We start from the raw sequence: 20,097 nt of genomic DNA on the forward strand, positions 1-20,097 counted from the left end.
ATCGATCATCTCAAGCAACTCTGCTTATGGGACAGCCCCTTGCCCATCGGGTTACAGCCACTTCTCTCAATTGTGTTTTTATTTAAACTCCACGTTAACCGTATCACCGGCAGTATGGGAATAACTGAACTGTCTTCCTGTACCGTTAGCCGTTGAGGAAACCAATGATCCATTGACATAAACCTGGTTGGATCCGATCGCACTGGTTGACTTATAAGTGACCGAGCCGGATGCCGTTGAGCTTGCTGTAAATTCCAGTTCCGAACTGCTGTTCACCGTAACCACAATATTCGACTTGGCACTGGAAACCGCCGTAACTTGTAACGGGTAAGGGGATAATGTCCCCTGTGTTCCCGATACTACAAAAGGTGCCGGCAAGAGAGAAGCCGCCGCGCTCTCTGCTTCAATATAATTCCGATAAGCTCCATTAAAGTCGCCGGCATGATAAGCTGTATCTCCTGCAGTCAGCTTCGTTGAGGCGAGTGTATCTCCCGGAAGAAGCGTGAACGAATTTCTCAAACGAACCGCGTCTCGTTCGGCAGCTATCGTCAAATTCTTCCTGCGTGGATTGACTAATGTAGCGATGCGAATCGGGTCGCCGGAAAAGGCGCTTACTTTATCGTTAAAGGCAATAAAGCTTGGGCTATGATACGGACTGGATATGCTCATGACATTGTAAAGCGTTACATACCTGAGGCCCAGCATAAATGAACCGGCCATATTCTTGTCATAGCCTTCGAGCGGCAATCCGCTGTGCTCTTGGTTCAAGTTGGCCGTTCGGCCGACATTATTGATGATTCGCTGTGCATGGGAGTAGTCGTGACTCAGAAAGTAGCTTTCGATTCCGGTTGCCGCTTCGTTCACGACTGCAGCCTCATAGCCGGAATGATAATTATCAAATAAAGGATAAGTCGGATGAGTCGGATTTTGCGTGAACAGATTATGTTTGACCCCATCCGTCGCGTAGGTAATCGTGTTGTTGTGGATCTTCGTGACCGGTTTATAAAGACCTTTATTGATGTTGCCATATATAAACTGGTTGTAGTTATTCAGATTGGTCTGCCACCACTGCTTCATCGTATCCCAGTTGCCGGTATAGGGGTTCAGGGTCACGCCGTCCGCACTGGCTTGTGCAACGGCATCCGGTCCGAAATCTCCGGACCCCCGTACGCGCATATTCCCGCTGTTGACGGAAGCATACCCAAGTGTTGGATCCGAATCGGTGTCCATCTGATAGGCCCAGTAAGCCGGTTCGTTGTCGCCCGATACGCTTAGTAAAAGATTGTCTTGGTTACTGTTCGCCAAATCAAGCATGTTCTTGTTTAATTGATCCGTACTCAACCCAAGCCGATCCTTCTTGAATCCGTTTAAGGTACCTGAGGCGGGACTCGTGAATCCGCCATTATTAAAAGTAAGCCATGGAGTACTGCCCCAGATATTTGGAATTGTCCTTCCATAATGCGGGTCCGTTGCGTAATTCAGCGATTGCGTCAGCAGATTAATATTGGGATCTCTGTAATTATCCGTGCCGCTGAATAGGATCTGATCATAGAGGATGGAATCGTAAGGGCTGTTCGGCGTTCCGCCCCAAGTCGAGTTCAAATATAGATTCACGGGTATTCCAGCGGTTTTAGCTACTCCCAGAATATAATCGATATCGGTTTGCACGTTTAACGTATTTTTGGCATACCATTCTTCCAATGAAAAACCGGGCTTTATGGAATTGCCGCCAAGATAATTGTCGGTGCGGGTAAGCACGTTGTTCTTAATGACATCGACCTGTTCCGGATAATGCTGAGTTGTGGAATCCTCACTGGCACGCCCGAGCAAGGGCGAGAAATACAGGGGAACGTCGTACCTCGACGCATAGGTGTCGAAGCCTGCATAATTCCACATTTTATCGATGTACGCGTTATTAACCGAACCTGGCAATTGGTTGACAACTTTGACCGAAATTGTGCTTCCGGCGTACAACTGCTGCAAGTCCACAAAATAGGTAAGCGCGCCAATTCCGCGATCATACAGATTTCGTGTCTTGAACAGCGGGTTGTGGGAACTTTTGAAAGACAGGGTCTGTCCGCTTTGAATCGAACGGTTCGTATACAAAGAGCCGCGATTGTAAGTGCTCGTCGGATAGAACCCCAATACAAATCGCTGGGACGAATCGAACGCTTTTACAGTCGTCACTTCGAAATAGTAGGTTCTTCCTGGAAAGACAAGCACTTTTTGCGGAAATACGAAGGTCGCCCAGTTATAACCTCCCGGTACCTCGTCAGGGGAAAGAACGGCTTGACCGATGACATGCGTATTCCAAGGCTTTGTAGCCAGATAAGAACTGTCACTTGTCGTCGGTGTGTCATAAAGCGTCAGCACCAAGGCATTATCCGCCGGGATTGAACCCGCCTTCTCTACTTGCAGGGCGATAGCCTGAAGTTCCGTTGTGTTTCCAACGGCAAAGGTTTGACCGGGAGGGGTCGAGTTGTCAACATCAAGCGCCGTAAAGCCGCTGCCTGTCGCCAATTGATCGATACCTCCAACTTGTTGCCCATCCACCTGTATATCGTATGAGGCGGGAATATTCGGACCGGTTTTGAAGGATAACGTTTTTCCGCTGATCGGGGATCCGCCGGAGTAGAGCGTACCACCCGCATACGAACTGGTGTTGTAACCATAAAGAATGTACCGATTATTCATATCGAACGGCTTGCTCGTCGTAAACTCCATGTAATACTGGCTGTTGGGAAGTACGCCGACATCCTCGGCAAAGTTGAAAATCTCCCATGCATACCCCCCTTGAACGGATTGAGCCAACAAGGTGCTTTCAGCAAGTTGTTGATGCTTATAGGGGGAATCCCACAATGTCAACGTCAAATTCATACTTGTGGAAGTGTAGATAAGTCCGACCTTCTCAATCTGAACCGCTATAGAAGGAATGTAAGTCGTGTTCGGTCCGGTTGTAAACGTCTGACCGGTCGCGTTCACATCAAGGGGAATGCCGTTGCTGCCCAAACCCGTCTGATCCGGATTGTCTAGCACCTTACGATAATTCGCCGAACCGACCGGATGGATCTCCCTGATTGCAAGCGTTCCGTAACGATTTGAGTTGTTGGCTATGTTAACGCTGAACCAGTCTCCCGCATTGCTGCCGGTATTTCGGTAATTATAGGTCTCGGCAATTTTTCCGATGCTTTCATGATAAGTCCCCGTTCCACCGCCATTAGATGAAAGTCCATGGCTCGTTTCGCTGCCGCTATTGCCCAAATCAACGGTATCCAGCACACCGGCAGTCGAATCTGTCACTACAGCCGTATAGATCCAATGATTGTTTGGCGCAGACACATCGCTGTAATCATTTACGATTTCATATTGAATCAAATGGTTGCCATCTTTAGTCGGGGTCCAGGTCCAAGTTAAATATCTTAAACTCCAAGCTTGACCGGACGCGTTCACCGCCATATTAAATCCCCCTCCTGGGGGAATGATTTGCTGTGAGCTGATGTAATCGCCGTCAATATAGAGCTTCACGGTAACGTTCTGACCGGCGGGCGTAGGCGTATCCCCATTATTCCCGATCTGCGTGGTTAGGGTCATGGATGTTCCGACTGTACCGATTCCGGACTTCACGACCGTCTTATCTATCGAGGATACAGTCGTATTAACGAATAATTCAATGCCGCTCACCATAGCTGCACTCTTGCTCGCCGGGTAGACAAAGGATGTGAGAATTAGAGCTGCTATCATAACAACTGTCCACGATTTGACTAACAACTTGGATCGTTTCATAATCAAGCCCCCTCGTAAATTGATTTTGCATATTATCAGGACCGTTTTTTGTGTATTCGCTTTCAATCCTATCTCAGAAGCAACGGTCCATTTATATCCATGAACCGTTGCTTCTGTTATTGTCTATAGAGACTCTTTTTTCAACTCTTGCGGGGAAACGGCATACCCGCGATCCATCAAGGCGATCAGGGCAAGCAAGCCTCCCCAATGATAATAACGATCGCTTGTGATTACGTCGCAGCCCTCGCCGGTATTGCCGTTGTAATTTTCATGAACATGGCCGTGCGCCGCCCATTCCTTGAGAATGAGCTCGGCCGATTTGTCCGCGAGAAGTCGAGCCGTCTCTGTTTCACCCTGGCTGCGCAGACCGAGGTAGACGAGTATATTCATCGGCGCCCATATTCGCCCACGCCAGTATTCCTGATCCGGATAGGCCGGATCATTCCGCGAGATGGACGGCAATACCCAATCCCCCCAGAACTCCGCCGGATTTAATAAGTGCTCGTCAATCATGCGCCTTACTTGCTTATCGGAAACGTAAGGCGTCAGCAACGGATAGAAATTCGTCGGAGACAAACGTTCGCTGAAAGCTCCGGTATCGGTCCGCAAATTATGGAAAATGCCCGTTTTCTCGTCCCATAAACGTTGCATGCCTGAACCAAACCGATCCGCCGATCGGCGAAGCGCCTCAGCTTGCTCACGATCATCGAGAATATCGGCGATCTCCGCCAAAGCGAGACAATCCCAAATATACAAACCCATCAGACCGGCATCGGCAAGTTTAAGCGTGTTCTTGGCTTTATCAAACGGAATTTCGTCGTACATCGGCGAATTATCCAGCCCGGATTCAAGCGCAGCCCCGAACGTATCGTGAACGCCGGCCGTTTCCCAGAAGTTATCCGCTGCCGGCGTCATCGGATCCGAGCCCCAGGCCAGTAACCCTTCCTCGATCTGTCGGTTATCCGGCCACCAAGCGTTCCATGCGCAAAGCTGCTCGTATACTTCTTCCAGAAACCAACGATCGCCGTACTTGCGATAGAGCTGCAGGACAATAAACGAGCCTACCGGCGGTTGTGAGCGATCCCGCGAAATGACCGTTCCCGACCAGTCGAAGTTTGGCACGAAGCCGTCAGCCACAGCCGCACGGGTGATCTCGACCGCATTGGCATAAGCAAGAGGTCGATTGTCCTCCATACACATGTAAGCGGCAAAGTAGGTATCCCAGCAGAAAAGCTTGTAGCCTTGGTCGTTCCAGATCCGACTTACCGGTGTGACGACCCGTTGAAATTTGGGTTCGTAGATCGTATCCCATGCCATGCAAGCCTGCATGGAGGCGTACAAATCCGCTTCATCGCCAAATGCCGATCGGCGCGCTTCCGCAATTCCGCGGCGCCGCTGATCAATGAGCTCCTGGATAGTCGCCAACTCGCACGGCTTGCCAGTCGATAAGCCGACCGACTCATGGAGGGACAAAGCCATATAGGGTCCGGATGCGGAGACATGATATTCCTCGACGACGGAGCCGGTCGGATAGAGTCTAACGTTCCGATCCGGAAAGACAGCTTCGATGCTTCCGTCGTTCGCGTGCTGGACATAGCCTTTGCCGTTCCACAGGATGCCGCATTCGGCGATCAGAACGGCGGGCTTGAGTTGGTTGCGCAGCGGAGTGACCAACAGGAAAAGTTCTCCGTTCTCTACCGCGCTTTCAACTCGCAGCTCGATGTCGCGCCATTGTAAGGTCAGTTCGGTATACGCCCCATCGTAGCTGCGCAATCCGGGCCGCACGACCTCCTGATCCTTGCCTTGCCGTCCAATCAAGGCTTCGGCGAGAAAACCGCCTTCCCGGTATTCCTTGATGCCTAATTTGACCGCGGCGCACTCCGGAAGCAGCACATGCGTCAGGACGCTGCGGGTATACCAGGTGTTCCAGCCGGACGACAAGTTCTCTTGAACTCGATCGTACTCGGATGGCGATACGGGTCGAACTTGGCTTTTGTGAATGTCTGACATTCGATTCATTCCTTTGTCTTGAATTGGATCGTGACAATTTCCTTCGGCTTCAACTCTACGGACAGAGAACGATCGGTGCCGTCCGTCTTCAACGTTAGCTCGCGGCGAATTTCGCCATTCAGACCGATTGTATGGGCGCTGAGAATCGGCAATCGGACCCGGATGAAGCCGCTGGCAGCCGTTTCTCCGAGGTTGACTAACCGAAGCTCGATGCCCTCTCGGTCATCCGGTGCCGGACGAAGGCTGGTCACCTGCAAGAGCGCATTGTCGATCTCCAGCCAACCGAGTTGTCCGCTTTGTCGATATTCCGTCATCGCCGGAGCGGTTTTCACCTCTTGGCGGGGAATAGGGATGCTGCGACTTTGAACTGAAATCGCCTGTTCATCCGCCACACGCCAAGGTGCGATTGCGCGATCGCGACGATCGACAGTCAAACCATAGTGGAAGGTCAGCACCCTTTGCACTTGTCCTCCCGGAGTCTTTAAGCCGGGCCCGGGGCGATTGGTCGTCGCCATCCCGCGATCTCCGCCGCCGAGATAGGCGACGCTCCGCAGCAAGGTAATCGCCAATGTCCCTTCATCATTCGCGCGGTCGGAAGGAATCCATTCGTATTCATGCAGGCCATGCGCGTTAACGATCGTTCTGGTTCCACCATGGTCGGCAAACACGTAATGATGAAAAGGAAAAGTCGTCGGTTCATTCTCCACCCAGACGTCCTCGGGGGGCTGCTGCACGCGGTCCGGACGTTCCGACACATCGAACGCGCCTCCCGCCTGAATTGGCCGAACTCCTTTCCTCATTGGAAACAACAGACGCAAGCGATGATCAAGCGCGCGGTTGTCCACCGTCGTTTGGACAGACGCGGTGCGGCTGCGCGATAAAAGCGTCACTTCTGTCTGGATGTCCAATGCCACCAAATCCGAACTTCTCCTTCTGGCACCCGGTTCCGCCGAGTGCGGTACGAGCAGCTCGTAGGATACGGTCATACGCTGCCATCCGCGGCTTTCTCCCGATACGCGAACGCTTCGGACGGTCGCGGACGTGAAATGTTCGTTCAGTAACGGGCCGGAGTATACATATTCGTCGCCAACGTCGCCGCTGTCCTCGAATCGATGAAGACCATGCATAGACTCTCCAGTCTCCAAATCGAGCCAGGTCAAGGTGCCGTCAGGCTCTGCCGTAATCCGGATGAGCTCATTTTCAATCGAGTTGGAGATCGCCTTCGCCGGGATATGCGCAAGTTCCGGTATTTTTCGTAATTGAGCGGCAATCGTCTTATAGCCAAGCGGCGGCAATTGACGAACGAGAATACGGACTTTGTGTCTGTAAGTCTCCCCTTTGCTCAGGGGGTACCGCAAAGAATCGTTTTCAATCGGACAAACCTTCTCGTATCCGACGATTTCCGCCTCGTACGATTCGCCGGCCTCGTCCGTGACCTTGACGGATCTGTATAGCGTGGCGTCATCCGCGTCAAGTTCGATTTCGGCTAGCGCATCTCTGCGCCAAGGCAGCGGATTGAACAGCAGCACCGGCTTGCTGTCCGGCGGCAGCCACGACAGATCGACTCTGTCGGACATCCGCGCAAGCGCCTCCGTGACCAGTTGTTCGCCGATATGACCGGCTTTGCGGTTGCGCGTCTCCATTTCGTCATGCACATCGTCGATACTGCAGCCGCAAATGCTGTCATGGGGATGATTCTGCAATACGTATTTCCAAGCTTGTCGGACAAAGGCGGGATGATGCCTGTCTCCGGCCGCAAGCGCCAATGCCTCCAGCGGCTCGACCAATCTTTCCAGCAAATTTTGCGCGGTCGCGTTCTGCTGCTTGAGATACACTCTGGCCGAAAGCACGTTCGGAAGGATCGTGTTGATTACGCCGCCCGGCGTATGGCTTGTACGTCTAAATTCTCCGCTCAACACCGGAACGTCCGGCAGTTCGCCAAAGCAGTCTTGAACATAACTTTCTATAGAAGAGAATTTCATCGGAGATTCATTCGGCTTTGCGTTCCATTGTTCGATCATGGCGGAAATATGGCGCTGGGGCTCCATATGATCGAAACCATTCATCAACAGCACATGTCCGCTCTTGGCATGCGGACCAATATGGCCAATCAACTCGCGCAGCCGGTCCTCGGCTTGCTCCTGATCGACAGGCAAGTTCATGGCACTCGTATATCCGTACATATGTGACAGATGTACGGTCTTGACCCGGTGCCCGCTCGGGCTCTCCCATTCGAATTCGGTAGGTACTTGTTCCGGAGTTCCGTTTAAACCACGCCAGACGAGCGCGTACTCAAACCCGTATTCCTTCAATAGTTGAGGCATTTGAGCAATGTGGCCGAAGGTGTCCGGCAAGTAGCCGATCTCCAACATCGGTCCAAAGGACGAGCCGATTCGCCTTCCCTCCTCCAGATTGCGAATCATGGATTCCCCGCTGACGAGAAACTCGTCCACGAGCACGTACCACGGCCCAATCGTCAATCGGCCTTCTCGAATAAGCCGCTCAAGATCCGCCCGACGCTCCGGTCTGATTTCAAGGTAATCCTCCAAAGCGATCACTTGACCGTCGAGATGAAAGCGATAGGCCTTGTCCTCGTCCATCGTGCGCAGCAAACGGTCAATCAGGCCGACAAGCCGAAACCGAAAAGTTTCAAACGGCAAATACCATTCCCTGTCCCAGTGGGTATGGGCAACGATATGAATCGATTTGTAGGTGCTCATATCAACTGTCTTTCCTCCTGCTTCTTATGCTTTTACCGCACCGGATGTCATGCCTTGAACAAAATATTTCATGGTGAAGGCGAAAAGTACCATCAATGGGATCGAGGCGAGTGTCATCCCGGAGAACATCGAGCCGTAAATGATTTGTTGGGGATCCATGAACCGATATAAGCCTACAGTGACAGTTAGCTTGGATTGATCGGAAAGGACCAGCAGCGGCCATATAAAATCGTTCCATGTCGACAAAATATTCACTAGACCCATCGATAAAAAGATCGGAAAAGCAAGCGGCAGCACCAGCCGGAAAAAGACAATCGGTTCGCTGCCTCCGTCCATTCGGATGCTCTCCGTAAGTTCTCTGGGGATTTCTTCAAAGAAGGTGCGAAATACGAAAATGACGACCAACTGTCCGCTTGCGATATAAGGAAGAATCGCTGCCCAGGGACTATTGATTAATTTCAAATTCGTCACCAGAACGAACTGCGGAATGAGCGTCAGAATGCCCGGTATCATCAAGAAAGACAACAATACCAGAAACAGAGCCGATTTTAACGGAAAATCAAATCGAGCAAACACATAAGCACTAAGACTGGAAACCGCCAAAACGCCAAGGACAGTGGCCCCGGACACGATAATGGAATTTTTCAAATACAAGCCGATCTTGGATGCAGCATCGCTGATAAATTCCACATGCGGGTTCAAGGGAAGACCAAAATAGTTGATCGATAACTGATAATTCGTTTTAAACGCTGTTACAAGCATGAAATACATGGGGAACAACGTGAAAAACAACAGTGCGAACAGGAACACAATGACAATGATGCGCGCAAACCTTTGGCGATCCATCCGCGTTACCTCTTTTCTCGCATAAACTTCATATTCAGCAAGGTCAATCCAAGCGTAATTACGAATAGAATGACGCCGATTGCCGAACCGGTCCCCAGTTTGCCGTAAGTAAATGCGTTATTAAACATGTACAATCCAGGAACCATGGTGTCGTAACCCGGGCCGCCCTTGGTCATGATAAGCTGATCGCTAAACTGTTGCGTTCCGCCGATTAATACCAATACCGTTGTCAACCTGATTTGCGGCAAGATCAATTGCAAATCCACGGTCCAGAAGATTTTCCATGCAGAAGCGCCGTCTATCCTGGCCGCTTCCCTTAAAGACTCGTCGATATTTTGAAATCCAGCCAAATAGATGAGGAATCCCAGCCCGCTTACCCATGGAAATCCTTTCATCATGATGGACAGCATTGCCGTCAATTGGCTATCGCCCAGCCAGATTCTTTGCCAGTTTTCCAAACCGAGCAAGCCGAGCGTATGATTTAGCATCCCGTTTCCAGGTTCGTAGAAGAAAAGCCAAAACATCGTCGTGACCATGCCCGGAAGCACCATCGGAATTGTGAAAGAAACTTTAAAAAATCCAGCCAATCCGGTATTGCCCAAATAGTTGATCAGGTACGCCCCCAAGATGGATGCGCCTTGCAGGATGATAATGTTCCACAAAAGAAATGCCAGTAGAATAATAAAACTGTTTCGGAAGATGGGATCCTGCAACAACTCGACATAATTGTCCAAGCCGGCGAAAGTCGGATTTAAGTAATTGCTCATGTTCCAATCCAGAAACGACATTCTGAAAGCTTCTATAGACGGATATAACAAAAACAAACCGACAAAGAAAAAAGTAGGAAATAAACAAGCGTAAAGCCACATATAGCGCATCGTCTTGCTCATGATTGCCTCCCCGGCCGAAATCCGGCGCAATCGACCTACCCTACATCTGCCGAATGCGCCGGAAACGATCCCAAGTTCAAAATACTACTGTTCTGCGTTCCATTCCGGATGATTTTTGACGGCTTCTTCCGCAAACTTCTTCAGGTTTTTTCCGAAGTCCTCCAGAAATTCATCCGCCGTCGCTTTGCCTGCCAGAAATTCCTGCTGTTTCTTCAACCATCTGTCTTTTTGCTCCGGTGTGAATTCATGAGCGTAGAACCCCATATTCTCGTCATTTCCGAAGGACTCCATGATCGGCTTCAAAATTTCAGGAACTTCAACGTCCGATACGACCGGAATGAGGTTGAGATCCTCGGCAAGCACCTTGGCCCCCCCATCGGGGGCAGTCAAGTATTGCAAGAATTCAACAGATGCCCCGTCCGCCTTATTGTCTTTGGCATTTCGGCTAACGGCAAAGCTCGGCGTCGAACCGATCTTGTATTTATAGCGGACATCTTGTCCGAACTTCGAATAAGCAGTGTCCAGATAAGGCATCGGCGCCACGCCGTAGTTGACGGGGTAACCGCCTTGCTGATGTTGATTCGGATACCAGCTGCCGTTCAGCACCATCGCGGATTTTCCGTCGTTGAAGATCCCCTCAAACTCCCAGCTGGCGCTGTTGAAGCCTTCGTTAAAGAAAGGCTTCAAGTCGTTCATAAGCCGCAAGTATTCTCTCAATTCCGGGCTGTCCTTCGTCACTTTGTCTGCAAGGACGGCTTCTGCCCATTCCTTCGGTTCCACTTTGCCAGAACCGTTCGTATCCAGTTCGGCCAAGCGCGATTTCCACAAATAGCCGAATACGTCGGAAGCCAGCCAACCCAGATTCCAATCCATGGAGTTTTGAATGCTGAATGGAATGTAGCCCGCATCCTTGACTTTCTGTGCCACTTCAAGGAATTCAGAAATGGTAGCCGGCGGCTGCGCAACGCCGATTTCGTTGAAAATATCTTTGTTGTAATACAAGTTTACCGTGACGACCTGCGTCGGAATGCCGAACAGACGGGGATTGTTCGCATCGGTCTTATCAATCGCCGATTCGATCAGTCCTGGAAGAAACGATTCTTTCCACGGCTTGTTCGTGTAGGGGCTGACTTCGTCCAAATAAGGGAGCAGATCGACAATCCAGCCGTTTTTGTATGCATCCGCAAACTTCGAAGTGCCGCTTACAATTTCAGGTTCGGAGTGGGCGATGAATTGAGCTTGTAACCAGCTCTCTGATTCCTGCGCCGGGATGTACTTCAAGGTGGCCTTATTGCCAGACTTTTCATTGTAATCGGCTACAATTTTATCGTAGGAGGGCCACGCGTATTCCCCTTGGTTATGAACGATAGTAAAGGCAACAGGCGATTTGGATTCGGCAGGTGCAGAGCTCGCGGGTGAAGCGGAAGTCTCGGACGAACCTGGAGATTCGCTTGAACCGGAATTACCGCTGCATGCGGACAGAGTCGTCACGATCAGCGCTGAAGTCAAACAAACGGTACCGAACTTTTTCATTGGCTGTCATCCCCTTATGAGTTGTGTCTCTTGTTAAGCTTTTTGGAAATCTGGTTTGGTACAGATCAAATTCTGACGCGTTCTTCTGTCTCCCCTTCCCGTTTCATCAAAATGTTAACGTTAACACTCGAATCGATCATAACAACAGGGGAAAGCGTTGTCAATAACCCCAACACTGATTTTTTATAACGAAATTGTGCATGTTTCTGCCGTAAATACTTGTAATTTCACGCCATAACGCGTAAGCTTAGTAAAGAAATACGATACGTTCCAATACAAATGTTAACGATGACAAATATAGAATGGGGCTTCTGTAAATGGCTAGTACAATTACCGACGTTGCCAAATTGGCTGGCGTGTCTGCGCAAACGGTATCCAGAACAATTAATACCCCTGAACTGGTCAGCAAAAAAACGTTGGACAAAGTTCAACGCGCTATCCATGCGCTCGATTATCATCCCAATCTCACTGCCCGTCTTCTTGTTAACAACAAAGTACGATCGATTGGCCTCTTCATGCCGTTTTCGAGCGATCAGGTCAAACAAAGTCTGTTTTTCTCTACCCTTTCGGCCGCCATTTGCCAGTTTTGTTCCCAGAATAATTTAATTATGCAGATGTTTACGTCCATGTCGCGAGAGGATTCCAGCCGGTTATTTGTGAAATTGTTCAAAGAACGGCAAGTCGGAGGTCTGATTTTAACTTGTCCTTCCGTCAGCAATGAAGAATTGATTCATCTTCTGTCAGAGAAAATTCCGTTCATCATCGTGGGTCGGCCGGGTATCCTGACTGCACAAATTCCCTATGTAGACGTCGATAATGTCAAAGCCGGCAGTATTGCCATAGAACATTTAATAAAATTCGGGCATCGGAGAATCGGATTTCTGAATGGGCCGTCTAATATGACGCTTTCTACCGACCTCCGCGAGGGTGTAACGGCCATTTCCCGAACTCTCCCCGAGCTTGAAATGATGGAATCAGAGACAAATCTAACACTGGAATGCGGCTATATCGAAGCACTAAAGCTTCTGCGATCGGAACGTCGCCCTACGGCGATCTTCACCGCGGACGATCTTCTGGCGGTCGGAGTCAAGAAAGCGGCCGATGAATTGAACCTTCGCATCCCTGAAGATTTATCCATCATCAGCGGTGTACAAAACGGTTGGGGACTTATTCTGCCATTCAAATTAACGCATGTGGATACACAATTTGAAAAGTTGGGGGATATTGCGGCCCAGCACATGGCGCGCCATATTCTAAATGAGGAACCCATTAACCTTTCTAAGTTGCTGGAAGTTCGACTGGTGGAAGGGCAGTCTTGTGGATCCGTTCTCTGATCGAATAGGTTTCTGCGGTTTAAGGGGATTCATGAAGGCTTCCATTTCCGCCACAGCCACAGTCAAAAGGCGCTCCCACCGGGAGCGCCTTTTTGTGACCTACTCACGAACCGCAACACTTACCACAAGTTCCTCCTGCAACTCAAGATCCGTCTGAGGCATTGTCCCGAGGAAATAGGGCTGCGACGCATCCAATGCAGGATATTCCAGAATGTACTCGTAAGAGGTATCGCTGACTCTAGTCCGCTTCCCATTATCCGAGATAAACCGCTGTCCATCCGGCGTCTCCAGCCAAAGCGAGGCGTATTGCGAATACGGGTTCTTACCTTTCACTTCGTAGTGGATCAACGTTTTATTCTGCCTAAACTCGACGTTCTGAACAACAATCTCTCCTACCTCTCCCTGTGACAACACGATCGGATAATCGGTCGTTAGCTTGGCCGTAACTTTCTTCTCTGTATCCTTTTTTCCCACCAACAAGTTGTAAGGCGTGACCTCCACCCTTGTCGTACCTGGAGTAAGCGGAACAAATCGAACTGTCCCTTCCACCGTTCCATTCTTGCCGACTGTAAAAGCTATATCCAGCATTTCAATCAACATTCCTCTATCATCCTTAAGCTGAAAACCTAACCAATCCGTATTGCCGGAATAGAGAAAATCCACCTTCGTCGTCACCGGAGTCGCCAAATATCCGGTCAGTTGAAAGCGATCCCCTTCCCAACTCGCCGAGTAGCCGTCGGCAAGCGAAGTATATTCGCTGTCAGCGATACGATTTTCAACGTTCATCTTAAAGCCCCATTCGCCGCTGACTTTCGTTTGGTTTCCTTCATTCATACCGCTCACACCGCCAATTAGAAGCTCTAGCTCGAAGCGGTCCTCTTTCTCCGGCTCATCCAGATCGATCGTCATAATTCCAGCAGCATGTTTGGCATCAAGAAGATGAGGTTGGGCGCTTGGTCGGGCATCGGGTCGAAAAACACCATTAACGCTAACTCTGACATTCTCCAAAAAGATCAAATTTTCCGCCTGTTCCGAAACAATCTCATAACCTATTGACAATCTCGCACCGTCATAAAGAACGTCTTGCAGCTTAATCGTGACTCCCTGATCATTGGCTTCCTCGTTTACCCCAGAAGAAAGTCCAGACTTTTGACCGATTACGATTCCGCTATCTCCTGCAAAATCAAAAATATTCCCCTCAAATACCTTCCCGATAACCGGAATTTTTCGCAATTGCTCTGCCGAAGCTGGGAAAATGGACAACAGGCTAATTAGCGCAACTATAGATAAGACCATGCTGATCGCGGCGAGAAGTCGTCTGGAACGGAGAGAGTTAGCCTTCGCAGGAGAAACCTTTTTTGTGGTACCCAGCTCCTCCAATACCCGAGCCTTCAACTGAATTTGAGGCAATCTGGTCTCGCCGAATTTTCGTTGCAGCTCCTGCTCCTCAGTAAGAAAGACTTCGGCTTTGTTCATCGGACTCTCCCTCCTTTTCAGTCAACCCGTTTTTAAGCTTCCGTTTCGCCCGCTCGTATCTTTTGCGAACCGCAGCATAGCTCATATTAAGCTGTTCCGCGATATCCTCGAATCGATTCTCTTCCACAATCCGCAGCAAAATAATATGCCTGTCCTCCGGATTCAGACGCAGTATCGCCAGACGAAGCTCGGCATTGTATTCTACATCTGGCACCCGATCCGACTCCACCGTTGGAGCCGTCCTCATAAAAAGGCGGATTAGACGCTCATAGGTTTTAGCCCGCTTCAGTTTGTTCAGACACTTGCGATAAGCGATTTTATACAACCACGCCCCAAAATTAGTCCCTTCCTGATACTGCTCAAGTCGTTCAAACCCTTTGATGAACACGTCCTGCGCAACATCCTCCGCTTCCTGCATTTGCCCCAACATATGAAAACAATATCGAAAAATTCGCTGCTGATAAGCTTCAACCAGCCTGCCGTAGCTTTCCCTATCTCCTTGCTTAACTGCCTTTACAATTTGTTCCGCCTCTGTCCGTTCCACGCGCTGCCTCCTTTCTCATTGAATTGATTCGTTTATGTAACAATCTCGCTCACGTTTTTGGGACACCCTCGTCTCTGTTTCTTTTAACACGGCATAGCTTTGCACCCCAGAAGTATATCTCCCACAACCCTTTAGGAAAAGCTTATAATAGGATTAAAAGTTCGCATCAGCTATTAGGCCGACCATTTTCCATAGTGAATTTGTTAGATTGTTACTTAAAGCTTCTGTAGTGCGAACCCCAGGCTCACATGTTTTTCCTGGAGCATTCGCACCTCTTACATAAGAGGGATCAAAGCTCTTCTGACCTATTTTCTCATTTACTTTTCTCGCCAATTGTAACGATTCGCACTTTTGAGCCTCTAATCCCTTGCCCCGCAAGGGCTCAGACTGTTCGCTGTCGCTCCCGGTACGGGAGTGTGGATTGAAACAATTATATCATCAAAGGTGGACGGACGCATGGAGTCGCTCCCGGTACGGGAGTGTGGATTGAAACATATATAAGTCCTCCCATGATGTGATAGAGAAAGGTCGCTCCCGGTACGGGAGTGTGGATTGAAACATTACTGGATGTATCCAACGCAGTCACCGCAAAGTCGCTCCCGGTACGGGAGTGTGGATTGAAACATTAAGCTGATCAATCCATGTCTTTTCATTTGGGTCGCTCCCGGTACGGGAGTGTGGATTGAAACACGCAGGAATGATTTCTTAGGAGAGCCGACTAACGTCGCTCCCGGTACGGGAGTGTGGATTGAAACTAGACCAGAAAAGGAATTTCGCGAAGAGGGTCAAGTCGCTCCCGGTACGGGAGTGTGGATTGAAACATCCGCTACGCTGTTGTGTAGAATCTCGACGAAGTCGCTCCCGGTACGGGAGTGTGGATTGAAACCCTTAAGTACGGCAATTGCTTCGTCATCGTGTCCGTCGCTCCCGGTACGGGAGTGTGGATTGAAACGACCTTGGTATTCGCTGGCGTATTCGTTGGCGAGTCGCTCCCGGTACGGGAGTGTGGATTGAAACGCCCGAATATAAAGGCCGGTATCGTCCGTCTTCGTCGCTCCCGGTACGGGAGTGTGGATTGAAACCAGTGCCTTGTTAGCGAGTTTCAACCATTTTTTGTCGCTCCCGGTACGGGAGTGTGGATTGAAACGATTCCTACATTCTCAAGTGATTTTCTAAGCACGTCGCTCCCGGTACGGGAGTGTGGATTGAAACGCAATTTCAAATTCTGCTTCGTCGTCAAATGGGCAGTCGCTCCCGGTACGGGAGTGTGGATTGAAACAATAAGATTCGTCAAATGATGTTCGCTACAGATGTGTCGCTCCCGGTACGGGAGTGTGGATTGAAACGACAACGGGGCCGAAGAACGTGCGAAAGGCGGCTACGTCGCTCCCGGTACGGGAGTGTGGATTGAAACTACAATGCCGAGACCAATCAGGCGCTCCGCTTCCGTCGCTCCCGGTACGGGAGTGTGGATTGAAACCTCCGCCGAACTTCGGCAGCTTACGCATGAGCCGTCACTCCCTGTACGGGAGTGTGGATTGAAACAGTATGCTCAGCGCGCGCCTGGCGTTAAATCGGGTCACTCCCTGTACGGGAGTGTGGATTGAAACATTGCACTTAATTCGGCAATGGACCCGATCGGGTGTCGCTCCCTGTACGGGAGTGTGGATTGAAACACACACTGGGTCACTCGTCTCCTTGCGGAGAAGGTCGCTCCCTGTACGGGAGTGTGGATTGAAACATTTTGTTCATCAAGCTTTTGGCGATGGAAAGCCCGTCGCTCCCGGTACGGGAGTGTGGATTGAAACTTCGGCGCGACGATCAGCGTTCGGCGGATCTCAAGTCGCTCCCTGTACGGGAGCTTGGATTGAATCCGGAGAAGTTATTGAATATTATTAATAGAGGAAATTCACTCCCTGTAAGGTAACACGTATCTAATCACGGTCACCTATCTTCCTTATAATATGAGTGTGAGATTATCTTTCAAGAATTGATGAAAGAATGTTAATTGTGCCGCTTTAATAGAGGATTAACTTAAAACAAAATGCGCATTATAATTTGTCTTTAGAGTTTGCAGTCTCATCCTTCAATTAAGCATAAATTTATTTAACAAAGGTAGTTCATCTAGAATATACCAGTCAGTCACTCTGGGCCCAAACACAGATCCACGCCGCTTCATAAGTTTACTAACCTCACTCCTTTTGAAAAAGTCACAATAAAACTCTTTAATTAACAAATATGAATCCCCAATTTATTGACTTTGTGAGGTGAACTCTATGTTTGATGTCATTGATCAGAAAAAACAATTGCTTGATGCCAAGAGATCCTTCCCCCCTCACACTTTACAAAGCATCCGCGAGCATCTAATCGTCAACTGGACCTACAACACTAACGCCATTGAAGGCAATACGCTGACCCTTTCTGAGACCAAAGTTGTACTGGAAGGCATCACCGTCGGCGGAAAAACAATATCCGAGCACCTTGAAGCGCTCAACCATCGAGAGGCCATTTTATACGTGGAAGAGATCGTCAGACAAAATCAGGCTTTATCAGAATGGCAGATCAAGAGCATCCATAGCCTTATCTTAAAAGGAATTCTGGACGATCAAGCGGGAGTCTATCGCACGCAAAATGTCCTGATCAGCGGCGCTCGCCATTTGCCTCCGGATTGTAGCCAGGTTCCTGAGTTGATGATTCATTTTACACAGTGGCTTGAAAACGAGGGGGCAAGATTGCACCCAATTGCCCGATCAGCCGTTATCCATAGTGAATTTGTAAAAATTTATCCTTTTGTAGATGGCAATGGCCGTACCGCCCGGCTTCTGTTGAATTTTGAACTGATGAAAAACGGGTACCCACCAATTGTTATCGAAAAAGAACAAAGACTCGCCTACTACACCGCCTTGGATGAAACGCATGTGACGGGTGATTTCACTAGCTTCATCAACTTCCTTGTCCCAATTGTAGATCAAACATGTGATTGGTACTTGAAGTTGCTGTAGTGCGAACCTCAGGCTCACATGTTTTCTCTGGAACATCCGCACCTCTTTTCTCAAAAGGTCTCCTCACCCTTTGGGTACGTTTTCAAATATACTTTTTACTCTAATTGTAACGATTCGCACTTTTGAGCCCTGAATCCCTTGCCCCACAAGGGCAAATTAGGCTCGCTGTCACTCCCTATGCGGGAGTGTGGATTGAAACTTTTTATGTGCTTCGTGCAAATCATTAGGGAAAGTCACTCCCTATGCGGGAGTGTGGATTGAAACAGGAAAGCGACACAGAGCATGGATTGGTTGGAGAGTCACTCCCTATGCGGGAGTGTGGATTGAAACTCCGGCCGCAATTGCAAAGCCATAAGCCCGCCTGTCACTCCCTATGCGGGAGTGTGGATTGAAACTTAACATGGATCGGGTACTCTTCCGGCGGGATCTGTCACTCCCTATGCGGGAGTGTGGATTGAAACATAATGCTCGATTGATTGTTGTAGCTGATCGTGGGTCACTCCCTATGCGGGAGTGTGGATTGAAACTCCTTTGCCCGATTGGGCTTGAATAGTACCAAGGTCACTCCCTATGCGGGAGTGTGGATTGAAACAGATCGGAGTATACCCTACAAGCTTCGGTAAGTGGTCACTCCCTATGCGGGAGTGTGGATTGAAACAAGCGTTTTGATCCATGATCGGACCGTCTTATCCGTGTCACTCCCTATGCGGGAGTGTGGATTGAAACTACGTATGGTTGAAGCTCGGGATGATGCTTTGCAGTCACTCCCTATGCGGGAGTGTGGATTGAAACTTCTTGACCCTTGGTGTATCGAAGCAGTTGCTCGTCACTCCCTATGCGGGAGTGTGGATTGAAACCGAAAACCCATAGCAACGTACAAATCTGACTCTTGTCACTCCCTATGCGGGAGTGTGGATTGAAACGCACTTGAACCTTGTGTGAACAGAGGGGAGTGAGTCACTCCCTATGCGGGAGTGTGGATTGAAACTTGAACTCCTCCTTGGTGATCCGTCCCAGCGCCAGTCACTCCCTATGCGGGAGTGTGGATTGAAACTTTAGCCTATCCTCAATAGCCCCCAGCGCCATCCGGTCACTCCCTATGCGGGAGTGTGGATTGAAACGGCCTCTGTGAAGTCGCTGCTGGCATTATAGGTGGTCACTCCCTATGCGGGAGTGTGGATTGAAACACGAAATATGGTGGAACTCAATTCCTGAAGGCGAGTCACTCCCTATGCGGGAGTGTGGATTGAAACTATGCTTGGCATCAGCATCCCGACTACCGCCTCGGTCACTCCCTATGCGGGAGTGTGGATTGAAACAAGCAGCATTGGAACAACTGCTGTGGTTTGTGGAATCACTTCCTCTGTAGGAGTGTGGATCGAAACGGAATCAAAATCGAAGTCATGCAGGTCCATGCCGCCGAGCCACCTTTGCAAAAGTATAGACTGGACACTAAATCTTCGTATTGTTGATTACCTAACGTGTAAAATATTAACAAACACTTGCAACTAGGAGGATCACATGATTATTCCCGGCAGGTCTATAGTTTGCTTCGTTTTTGCTATTTTAGTTTTTTTGTTTGTGTGGCTATCTCCCCGGTCAAAAACTTTATCTAAAAATCACTCAGACTCATCGAGGCGTACAGTTAAGTTTAAACTAATTCCGGCCGGCATCGTTCTTTTATTTATGGGTGTATGGGAGATACTTTATCCCCTCGAATAAATACTTTCCTTAAAGTGGAAGACGTTTCAAACCTATCAATCTCCTCTCACAAAATGGGGCGTTAGTTCATAAGTCTATCAATCCCCTTAAGGAATGTGGATTGAAACCCAAAGAAGAAAAAGAGAATGTACGAATGGCAAAGACGCCTCCTTTGCGGGACTGTGGATTGAAATTTTGTTTCCAGACGGGTGATGTGGACGCGGGCTGGTCACCCGCAATGCAAAAGAGTAACCCCAG

General features: G+C 49.4%; 10 protein-coding genes and 2 CRISPR repeat arrays. Of the genes, 2 read left to right on the top strand and 8 right to left on the bottom strand.

Translation table 11 applies throughout. The annotated features are described in order from the left end of the window. Window positions 1-78: 78 nt before the first annotated feature. The 6 genes from DFP98_RS35835 to DFP98_RS35860 all read right to left on the bottom strand — a co-directional run bounded on the left by DFP98_RS35835 (window position 79) and on the right by DFP98_RS35860 (window position 11,782). Window positions 79-3,789 carry a hypothetical protein gene (locus tag DFP98_RS35835; RefSeq protein ID WP_220377221.1) on the bottom strand — a complete coding sequence of 1,237 codons (3,711 nt, stop codon included), beginning with the start codon at window positions 3,787-3,789 and terminating at the stop codon, window positions 79-81. A 117-nt stretch (window positions 3,790-3,906) separates the two neighbouring features. After that, window positions 3,907-5,793 carry an MGH1-like glycoside hydrolase domain-containing protein gene (locus DFP98_RS35840; RefSeq protein WP_220377222.1) on the bottom strand — a complete coding sequence of 629 codons (1,887 nt, stop codon included), beginning with the start codon at window positions 5,791-5,793 and terminating at the stop codon, window positions 3,907-3,909. Window positions 5,794-5,798: 5 nt separating this feature from the next. Further along, window positions 5,799-8,513, bottom strand: coding sequence for an alpha-mannosidase (locus DFP98_RS35845; RefSeq protein WP_116065448.1), 2,715 nt, complete (start codon window positions 8,511-8,513; stop codon window positions 5,799-5,801). A 24-nt stretch (window positions 8,514-8,537) separates the two neighbouring features. After that, window positions 8,538-9,359, bottom strand: coding sequence for a carbohydrate ABC transporter permease (locus DFP98_RS35850; RefSeq protein ID WP_116065449.1), 822 nt, complete (start codon window positions 9,357-9,359; stop codon window positions 8,538-8,540). A 5-nt stretch (window positions 9,360-9,364) separates the two neighbouring features. Further along, window positions 9,365-10,249: a carbohydrate ABC transporter permease gene (locus DFP98_RS35855; protein ID WP_116065450.1), complete on the bottom strand. Its 885-nt coding sequence runs from the start codon at window positions 10,247-10,249 to the stop codon at window positions 9,365-9,367. 84 nt (window positions 10,250-10,333) lie between these two features. Next, window positions 10,334-11,782, bottom strand: a complete 1,449-nt coding sequence (locus DFP98_RS35860) for an ABC transporter substrate-binding protein (protein ID WP_116065451.1) — start codon at window positions 11,780-11,782, stop codon at window positions 10,334-10,336. 317 nt (window positions 11,783-12,099) lie between these two features. On the opposite strand from DFP98_RS35860, the gene DFP98_RS35865 reads away from it, so the two are divergent. After that, window positions 12,100-13,116, top strand: a complete 1,017-nt coding sequence (locus DFP98_RS35865; RefSeq protein ID WP_116065452.1) for a LacI family DNA-binding transcriptional regulator — start codon at window positions 12,100-12,102, stop codon at window positions 13,114-13,116. A gap of 99 nt (window positions 13,117-13,215) precedes the next feature. Here the strand turns inward: DFP98_RS35865 and DFP98_RS35870 are convergent, their stop codons facing one another. Beyond that, window positions 13,216-14,592 carry a DUF4179 domain-containing protein gene (locus DFP98_RS35870; RefSeq protein WP_116065453.1) on the bottom strand — a complete coding sequence of 459 codons (1,377 nt, stop codon included), beginning with the start codon at window positions 14,590-14,592 and terminating at the stop codon, window positions 13,216-13,218. After that, on the bottom strand, window positions 14,564-15,136 hold the full coding sequence (locus tag DFP98_RS35875) for an RNA polymerase sigma factor (RefSeq protein ID WP_116065454.1): 573 nt from the start codon (window positions 15,134-15,136) through the stop codon (window positions 14,564-14,566). The genes DFP98_RS35870 and DFP98_RS35875 overlap by 29 nt, the downstream gene beginning before the upstream one ends. A gap of 396 nt (window positions 15,137-15,532) precedes the next feature. Continuing rightward, window positions 15,533-17,010: a CRISPR direct-repeat array (repeat unit 32 nt; unit sequence GTCGCTCCCGGTACGGGAGTGTGGATTGAAAC). A gap of 402 nt (window positions 17,011-17,412) precedes the next feature. Here DFP98_RS35875 and DFP98_RS35880 point away from each other — a divergent pair. Continuing rightward, window positions 17,413-18,138 carry a Fic family protein gene (locus DFP98_RS35880; RefSeq protein WP_116065455.1) on the top strand — a complete coding sequence of 242 codons (726 nt, stop codon included), beginning with the start codon at window positions 17,413-17,415 and terminating at the stop codon, window positions 18,136-18,138. 167 nt (window positions 18,139-18,305) lie between these two features. Further along, window positions 18,306-19,523: direct repeats of the CRISPR family, unit length 32 nt; unit sequence GTCACTCCCTATGCGGGAGTGTGGATTGAAAC. Window positions 19,524-20,097: the final 574 nt, after the last annotated feature.

Origin of the sequence: Cohnella phaseoli (genome assembly GCF_003386235.1) — a bacterium.
Classification (GTDB): Bacteria; Bacillota; Bacilli; order Paenibacillales; family Paenibacillaceae; genus Cohnella; species Cohnella phaseoli.

Bases quoted from the DNA above. Each gene is read 5' to 3' on its own strand.
- DFP98_RS35850 (WP_116065449.1), bottom strand. From the start codon at position 9,359: ATGGATCGCCAAAGGTTTGCGCGCATCATTGTCATTGTGTTCCTGTTC.
- DFP98_RS35865 (WP_116065452.1), top strand. From the start codon at position 12,100: ATGGCTAGTACAATTACCGACGTTGCCAAATTGGCTGGCGTGTCTGCG.
- DFP98_RS35840 (WP_220377222.1), bottom strand. From the start codon at position 5,793: ATGTCAGACATTCACAAAAGCCAAGTTCGACCCGTATCGCCATCCGAG.
- DFP98_RS35860 (WP_116065451.1), bottom strand. From the start codon at position 11,782: ATGAAAAAGTTCGGTACCGTTTGTTTGACTTCAGCGCTGATCGTGACG.
- DFP98_RS35845 (WP_116065448.1), bottom strand. From the start codon at position 8,513: ATGAGCACCTACAAATCGATTCATATCGTTGCCCATACCCACTGGGAC.
- DFP98_RS35880 (WP_116065455.1), top strand. From the start codon at position 17,413: ATGTTTGATGTCATTGATCAGAAAAAACAATTGCTTGATGCCAAGAGA.
- DFP98_RS35870 (WP_116065453.1), bottom strand. From the start codon at position 14,592: ATGAACAAAGCCGAAGTCTTTCTTACTGAGGAGCAGGAGCTGCAACGA.
- DFP98_RS35855 (WP_116065450.1), bottom strand. From the start codon at position 10,249: ATGAGCAAGACGATGCGCTATATGTGGCTTTACGCTTGTTTATTTCCT.